The following is a 7,480-nucleotide window of genomic DNA, read 5'->3' on the forward strand; positions in this document are numbered from 1 at the left end:
CTTATCCTGTTGAGATAAAAACGCCCAAATGATGAAAAAAAAGCTAAAAACGCCTCTTAAGGGTAAATTAGAGGAAGTATGTTATAATAAAGGGGTAAGTTTTACGAAGAAATTGGGGAAGACAATGGCTGAAGAAGTAGCAATTAGAACCGCCTACATTACCTTGGCGCAATTGCTAAAAATGGAAAATTTGATTGCCTCTGGTGGTCAAGCAAAAGCCTTTTTAGCGGATGTAATCATCCAAGTTAATGGTGAGGATGAAAACCGCCGTGGTAAAAAACTTTATCCAGGCGATAATGTTGTCATTCAAGGTGAAAAATATCAGATTGTTGGACTAAGTGCTGAAGAGTTAGCCGAAGAGGCTGAAAAGAAAGCCATTTTGGAACGATTTGCTAAAAGCCAAAAGCGGCTAGATGAGAAGAACCGTCAAAAAAGGAATTCTCAATCAGCAAAAAAAGCTAAGTCCAGGTCAAAATATCCGAGTGGTCCCGGCTCTTGGAATTAAGCCAACTGAGTCTGAACAACTTTCGTAACTATGACCAAGTATCGCTCAAATTTAGCAGTGGGATCAATGTTTTCTTAGGCGAAAATGCCCAAGGGAAAACGAACCTACTCGAGAGCATATACGCATTAGCCTTGGCCCGGTCTCATCGAACTAAGACAGATAAAGATTTAATCCGTTGGGGCCAGCAAGAGGCTCAAATTGCCGGTCGAATTACGAATCGCTTCGGTCAAACCCCCCTTTCTTTAGCCTGGTCGAATAAGGGTAAGCAGGCCAAGGTTAACCACCTTGATCAATCACGTCTATCGACTTACATTGGCCAATTGAATGTGATTTTATTTGCCCCGGAAGACTTAAACCTTGTCAAAGGAGCACCGACAGTTCGTCGGCGCTTTATTGATATTGAGTTTGGTCAGATGAATAAGGTTTACTTACAAAAAAGTAGCCAATATAAAAAAATTTTAAAAGACCGTAACGCATATTTAAAGTCCTGGGCTGTTAGTGGGCCAAAAGACCAAATTTTTTTAGATGTTTTGACCGATCAGTTGATTGAGTTAGCCACACAAATTATTCTATCTCGTAAAAATTTTCTCGCTAAGCTCGCTACTCAGGCCCAGATTATTCATCGCGAAGTTGCCAATCAAAAAGAGGAATTGACCCTGCACTATCAAGCACCAGTTCCGGTAACCGATGGAATGACGGCAACTGAACTTTCAGAAAGCTTAGCAGCTCTTTTTAAAAAAATCGCTGACCGAGAGAAACGCCAAGGAACAACCTTGGCTGGTCCTCACCGAGATGACTTTACCATTGACGTTAACGATACTGATGTCGCAGTCTTTGGTTCGCAAGGCCAGCAACGAACTGCTGCACTAGCATTAAAACTTGGTGAAATCGAATTGATGCACCAAGAGACCGGTGAGTATCCAGTTCTTCTTTTAGACGATGTCTTAAGCGAATTAGATGCCAGCCGGCAAACGCATTTGTTATTAGCAATCCAAGATAAGGTCCAAACCTTTATCACAGCGCCATCTTTAACTGAAATTGCTCGGCAGCTTATTCATGAGCCCAAAGTTTTTTTAGTCAACGCTGGCCATGTTAAAGAAGAAGAAGAGCTTTGATGCCTAGAGGAGTATTATGACAGATCAAGAAAACCCAGAAAACCAAGAACTGAACCAAATTGATCCAGAGACGGCCAGCCAAATGAACACTGATGCTGACGCCTATAATGCCGATCAGATTCAAGTTCTAGAGGGGTTGGAAGCCGTCCGTAAGCGTCCCGGAATGTATATCGGAACAACCACGGCCCAAGGTCTCCACCATCTTGTTTGGGAAATTGTCGATAATGGAATTGATGAAGCCTTAGCTGGTTTTGCATCCCATATTACTGTGACGATTGAAAAAGATAATTCGATTACTGTTACTGATGATGGTCGGGGAATTCCAGTTGATATTCAGACCAAGACTGGAAAACCAGCCCTAGAAACAGTCTTTACAATCCTGCACGCCGGTGGAAAGTTTGGCGGTGGCGGATATAAGGTTTCTGGTGGTTTGCACGGGGTTGGTGCTTCCGTAGTTAATGCCCTATCAACTGACCTTGATGTACAAGTTGTCCGTGATGGCCAGCTCTATTATATGGACTTTCAAACTGGCCATGTAAAGACACAGATGACCAAAAAAGACGGTCCTTTGCCAATTGAACGCGGAACGGTTGTTCATTTTAAGCCGGATGCTGATATTTTCCAGGAAACAACGGTCTACAACTATCAAACACTGTTGACTCGTGTCCGGGAATTAGCCTTTTTGAACAAGGGACTCCGGATTTCAATCGAAGACAAGCGGTCTGATGAGCCATTGAAGGAATCTTTCCATTTCGAAGGTGGAATCAAGGAATACGTTTCTTACCTCGATGAAGAACGGGAACCTTTGTTTGAAGAGCCAGTCTATGTCGAAGGGGAAGAAAACGGGATTGTTGTTGAAGTTGCCTTGCAGTATACGACTGGGGTCAAAGAAAACTTAAAGACCTTTACTAACAACATCAATACCTATGAAGGTGGAACCCACGAAACTGGGTTCAAGACAGCCTTAACTCGTGTGATTAACGACTATGCTCGCAAGCAAAAGTTAATCAAAGAAGGCGCCGAATCCCTCACTGGTGAAGATGTCCGTGAAGGAATGACGGCCATTGTTTCCATTAAGCATCCCGACCCTCAATTCGAAGGTCAGACAAAGACGAAGTTGGGAAACTCAGATGCGCGTCAGGCGACTGACCGGATGTTTAGTGAAACTTTTTCTCGCTTTATGCTTGAAAACCCAGCTGTTGCTCGCCAAATTGTTGAAAAAGGAGCCTTGGCTCAACGGGCTCGCCTATCAGCCAAACGGGCACGGGAAATGACCCGGAAGCAGTCAGGTCTTGAAATTTCTAACCTGCCTGGTAAATTGGCCGATAACACATCGAAAGACCCAGCTATTTCAGAACTCTTTATTGTCGAGGGTGACTCGGCCGGTGGTTCTGCTAAGCAAGGTCGTAACCGTCTGACTCAAGCAATCTTGCCTATCAGAGGGAAGATTCTAAATGTTGGAAAAGCAACTTTGGATCGGGTTTTGGCTAATGAAGAAATCCGTTCCCTCTTTACCGCTCTTGGTTCTGGTTTTGGTGATGATTTTAACGTTGAAAAAGCCAACTATCACAAGATTATTATCATGACCGATGCCGATGTCGATGGTGCTCACATTCGGACTTTGTTGTTGACCTTGTTCTATCGTTATATGCGACCAATGGTTGATGCTGGCTATATTTATATTGCCCAGCCACCTTTGTATGGGGTTGCCTTGGGAAATTCAAAGAATATGACATATCTTGATTCTGACCAGGAATTGGAAGATTACCTGGCTCAATTGCCAAGTAACGCCAAGCCAAAAGTCCAACGATACAAGGGACTTGGTGAAATGGACTACGATCAGCTTGCCGATACAACGATGGACCCACAAAATCGACGGTTGTTGCGAGTTGACCCCGCTGATGCTGAAGAAGCTGATGCTGTGATTGACATGCTGATGGGTGGCGATGTCCCCCCTCGCCGTCAATTTATTGAAGATAATGCCGTCTTTGTCCAAGACCTTGATATCTAAGAAACTTGTAGTGTTTGACGAGGAGTAATGAAATGCCAGACGAAACCGATAGTCGGATTCAAAATATTCATCTTTCCGAACAAATGAAAAGTTCATTTCTGTCATATGCCATGTCCGTCATTGTGGCACGAGCTTTGCCAGACGTTCGTGATGGAATGAAACCTGTTCATCGTCGAATTCTCTATTCGATGATTGAGCAAGGAAATACACCTGATAAGCCTCATAAAAAGTCTGCCAGAATTGTTGGAGACGTTATGGGTAAGTACCACCCCCACGGAGATTCGGCCATCTATGAGTCGATGGTCCGTATGGCCCAAGACTTTTCATACCGGTATATGCTGGTTGATGGCCATGGTAACTTTGGTTCTGTCGATGGTGACGGCGCTGCCGCCATGCGGTATACCGAAGCTCGGTTGTCGAAAGTGGCCATGGAAATGGTCCGTGACTTAAATAAAGACACAGTTGATTTCGTGCCCAACTATGATGGTGAAGAACGAGAACCGGAAGTTTTGCCGGCTCGGATTCCTAACCTCCTAGTTAACGGGGCCACTGGAATTGCCGTTGGAATGACAACCAACATCCCAACCCATAACCTGGGTGAAGTTATCTCAGCCTTGCATATTTTGATGAAAAATCCGCAAGCAACGACTGCAGACTTGATGGAAGCATTGCCTGGACCTGATTTCCCAACTGGTGGAATTGTTATGGGTAAGGCCGGTATCCGGAAAGCCTATGAAACGGGTCGTGGTACGATTACCATTCGTGCTAAGGTTGATATTGAAACGACAAAGAGTGGTCGGGAACAAATCATTGTGACTGAACTCCCCTATGCCGTAAATAAGGCTCGTTTGATTGAACGAATTTCAGAATTAGTTCGCGACAAGAAAATTGATGGTATTACGGGAATTCGTGATGAAACTGACCGAGAAGGTTTGCGAATTTCAATCGATGTCCGTCGCGATGCTTCTGGTTCAGTTATTTTGAACAACTTGTACAAGCAAACCCTTTTGCAAACTGGTTTTTCATTCAACATGTTGGCCATTGACCATGGGGCTCCAAAGACTTTGTCTTTGAAGGAAATCTTGGAAGCTTACCTGGTCCACCAGCGTCAAGTTGTCCGTCGTCGGACTAGCTTTGATTTGAAGAAGGCCGAGGCCCGTGCCCATATCCTCGAAGGATTACGGATAGCCTTAGACCATATCGATGAAATCATCCACATTATTCGGTCTTCAAAGACTTCTGATGAAGCTAAGACTCGTTTGATTGAGGGCTATGACCTATCTGATAAGCAGTCACAAGCGATTTTGGATATGCGTTTGGTTCGTTTGACTGGCTTGGAACGCGATAAGTTAGAGGATGAATACCAAAAGTTAGTGACTTTGATTGCTGATTTGAAGGATATTTTGGCTCACCAAGAACGAATTGACCAAATCATTTATGATGAATTGGTTGAAACGCAAAACCGCTTTGGGGATGAACGTCGGACAGAGTTACAAGTTGGGGATGTGACGAGCATCGAAGACGAAGACTTGATCGAAGAAGAAGACGTTATCGTAACTTTGACCCACAACGGCTACATCAAGCGGGTACCGGCCAGTGAATTTAAGGCCCAAAACCGCGGGGGTCGTGGAGTTCAGGGGATGAACTTGAACGATGAAGACTTTGTTGATCAATTGGTTAATTTGTCGACCCATGATTCTTTGTTCTTCTTTACTAATAAGGGGAAGGTTTATCGGATGAAGGGCTACGAGATTCCTGAATATGGCCGTCAAGCCAAGGGAATCCCGGTTATTAATTTGTTAAACTTCGAAGATGATGAAGCCATTCAAAGTCTCCTTTCGGTCAATGGAAATCCAGCCGAAAGTACAGATAACCTTTTCTTTGTTACCCGCAAGGGTGTTGTCAAGCGGACTTCAGTCCAGGACTTCGCCCACATCCGGACTTCTGGTTTGAAGGCCCTCACCTTACGTGAAGATGATGAAATTTTGAAGGTCTTGGAAACTGATGGTCTTCAAAACATCATTATTGCCACTATGAATGGATATTCAGTGACCTTTGCTGAAGAAGCCGTCCGTTTAATGGGTCGTGGAGCTGCTGGAGTTCGCGGAATTAACCTTCGTGAAGGCGATGAAGTCATCGGTGCCGATATTCTGACACCGGCAGCCAAGGTCTTTGTCATTAGCCAGAATGGTTACGGTAAGCAAACCCCTGCTGACGAATACCCTGTTAAGGGTCGTGGTGGTAAGGGAATCAAAACCGCAACGATTACTGAAAAGAATGGTCCTTTGACTGGAATGGTCACCGTTAATGGTGACGAAGACATTATGGTCACAACTGATCAAGGTGTCATGATTCGTTTTAGCGTTGATACCGTCAGCCAAACAAGTCGAGCCACTCAAGGAGTTCGTCTGATCCGTTTGGAAGATGAAACCAAGGTAGCAACTCTAGCAAAGTTAGAACCAGTCGTCATGGATGATCCTAGTCCTGAAGAAGCTTTGGAACAAAGCCAGGCTGTGATGGATGAAAAGCCAGCCAGTGACCAAGTTCAAGACTTAGTCGCTCGGGCTGAAGCTGATCAAGATTCAAATCCAAATCAAGATTAATTAAAAAAATACGTTTTTACCTTCTTTCTATTTTTTAAAGATTAGGTAAGAACGTATTTTTATTTTATTATTGAAAGGACAAGAGAATGATTGCGTTAATATTAATGATTAAAAGCTGTTTGCCCTCTTTGTAGTAGTATTTATTTGTAAAAATTAAAATCAACAAAAACGCAAAGATTCTTCTGTTAAGAAGGAACTTTGCGTTTTTAGTCTTTCTTTTTAAAATTTGGATCATTTTCTCGGGTTGGTGGTTCACTGTACCAGGTTGTTTGCTGGCGGACTTTATTAATGTAGTTTCGTGAAATTGGCAGCGAGACGCCGTTTGCCAAAGTAACAATATTCTTTTTTGGTTGGTATGTCTGTAAGTAGTTAATATTGATGCAAAATCCAGAGTGGATTTGATGAATATCGTCATCGAGTTTAGCAATTGTACTTAAATTAGCTCTGATTTTTAAAATTTGGTCGTGCTCATGTAAAATAACGTTATGCGTACCCTTTTCAGAAGAAAAATATAGAATCCTGGACAAGTCGAGTAGCAATCTTTTTTTACCATTTGGGAAGAAGATGAATTTTGGTTTTGAATTAAGAATTTTATGAACATTGTATTGAGCCTTTTCGATGGCTCGTAGTAGTCGTTTCTGAAAAATCAAATCACGATCATTCTTAATGATAAAATCAAGTACACCAACTTGGTATTCAAAACAATAGTTTGCTAGACGGCTATCTTCAGCCAAGAGAATAATTTGAGCATTAGGGTTATTCCTTTTAATTAATGCAGCGACTTGTAAACCAATCTTATCGTATCCGTGAATTTCTAAATCAATGACCACAATTGGACCAAGAGTCGTCGAGTGAACGGCTAACAGTAGTTCCCGAGGATTATCGAAAATTAGAGGGTCTGGAATTAATTTCCGAAAAAGTCGTTGGTCTCCTTTTTTAGAAGTTAAGATATAGCATGACATATTCAGCTCCTTTCAAATCAGAAAAATGAATATGAAGTGATTTGTATTATTTAAATAAATTCTATATTAATTATACGAAAACATTCTTTTTTTACCAATAATTTTTATAAAAATTAATAAAATGAAGCATATTTAAACAAATCCCAAATAAAAGGAGTGTTTTTGTATAAAAACTGATTGTTTTTCTAGGTAAAAATGCTGAATTTAGTCCCTTTTATCGCAGCGAAAATAAACAGAAATAATAATTTAGAAAATCCTTGAAAAAACGCTTGACGAAAGTAAGC

At 42.1% G+C, this 7,480-nt stretch carries 5 protein-coding genes; 4 read left to right on the forward strand and 1 reads right to left on the reverse strand.

Going from position 1 to position 7,480, the window contains the following annotated elements:
• Positions 1-28: 28 nt before the first annotated feature.
• From yaaA to gyrA, 4 genes are all read left to right on the forward strand, one after another.
• On the forward strand, positions 29-505 hold the full coding sequence (gene yaaA / locus AOQ29_RS00250; RefSeq protein ID WP_242977369.1) for a S4 domain-containing protein YaaA: 477 nt from the start codon (positions 29-31) through the stop codon (positions 503-505).
• Positions 496-1,620, forward strand: a complete 1,125-nt coding sequence (gene recF / locus AOQ29_RS00255; protein ID WP_061992578.1) for a DNA replication/repair protein RecF — start codon at positions 496-498, stop codon at positions 1,618-1,620. Before yaaA ends, recF begins: the two co-directional genes overlap by 10 nt.
• Positions 1,621-1,702: 82 nt before the next feature.
• The gene (gene gyrB / locus AOQ29_RS00260; RefSeq protein ID WP_114674970.1) at positions 1,703-3,631 is read left to right on the forward strand and encodes a DNA topoisomerase (ATP-hydrolyzing) subunit B; all 1,929 of its coding nucleotides are present in this window, start codon (positions 1,703-1,705) and stop codon (positions 3,629-3,631) included.
• Positions 3,632-3,663: 32 nt separating this feature from the next.
• Positions 3,664-6,234, forward strand: coding sequence for a DNA gyrase subunit A (gyrA, locus tag AOQ29_RS00265; RefSeq protein WP_061992580.1), 2,571 nt, complete (start codon positions 3,664-3,666; stop codon positions 6,232-6,234).
• 206 nt (positions 6,235-6,440) lie between these two features.
• Here gyrA and AOQ29_RS00270 read toward each other — a convergent pair whose 3' ends face one another.
• A complete protein-coding gene (locus AOQ29_RS00270; RefSeq protein ID WP_061992581.1) occupies positions 6,441-7,196 on the reverse strand; it encodes a LytR/AlgR family response regulator transcription factor in 756 nt (251 codons plus the stop codon).
• Between the last annotated feature and the right edge of the window lie 284 nt (positions 7,197-7,480).

The organism is Fructobacillus ficulneus (assembly GCF_001047075.2).
In the GTDB taxonomy this organism is placed as follows: domain Bacteria; phylum Bacillota; class Bacilli; order Lactobacillales; family Lactobacillaceae; genus Fructobacillus; species Fructobacillus ficulneus.

Excerpts from the sequence above, each read along its gene's own strand:
- gyrA (WP_061992580.1), top strand. The coding sequence starts at position 3,664 with ATGCCAGACGAAACCGATAGTCGGATTCAAAATATTCATCTTTCCGAA.
- yaaA (WP_242977369.1), top strand. The coding sequence starts at position 29 with ATGATGAAAAAAAAGCTAAAAACGCCTCTTAAGGGTAAATTAGAGGAA.
- AOQ29_RS00270 (WP_061992581.1), bottom strand. The coding sequence starts at position 7,196 with ATGTCATGCTATATCTTAACTTCTAAAAAAGGAGACCAACGACTTTTT.
- gyrB (WP_114674970.1), top strand. The coding sequence starts at position 1,703 with ATGAACACTGATGCTGACGCCTATAATGCCGATCAGATTCAAGTTCTA.